A 323-nucleotide genomic window follows, 5' to 3' on the forward strand; every position below is an offset into this window, starting at 1 on the left:
TCAGCTTCTGAGTCTGCATCAACATCAGCTTCAGAATCAGCAAGTACATCAGCTTCAGAATCAGCATCAACAAGTGCATCTGAGTCAGCAAGCACAAGCGCATCTGAGTCAGCATCAACAAGTGCGTCAGAATCAGCAAGCACAAGCGCATCAGAATCAGCAAGCACATCAGCTTCAGAATCAGCAAGTACATCAGCTTCTGAATCAGCATCAACAAGTGCATCTGAGTCTGCAAGCACATCAGCTTCAGAATCAGCGTCAACAAGCGCATCTGAGTCTGCAAGCACATCAGCATCTGAGTCTGCATCAACAAGTGCGTCAGA

The 323-nt window shown here is 47.1% G+C and carries 1 pseudogene; it reads right to left on the reverse strand.

Going from position 1 to position 323, the window contains the following annotated elements:
- Positions 1 to 323 (reverse strand): annotated as a pseudogene (locus tag ADH31_RS10155) (hypothetical protein); the annotation flags it as partial.

This window comes from Streptococcus pseudopneumoniae (assembly GCF_001072375.1).
GTDB classification, from domain to species: Bacteria; Bacillota; Bacilli; order Lactobacillales; family Streptococcaceae; genus Streptococcus; species Streptococcus pseudopneumoniae_L.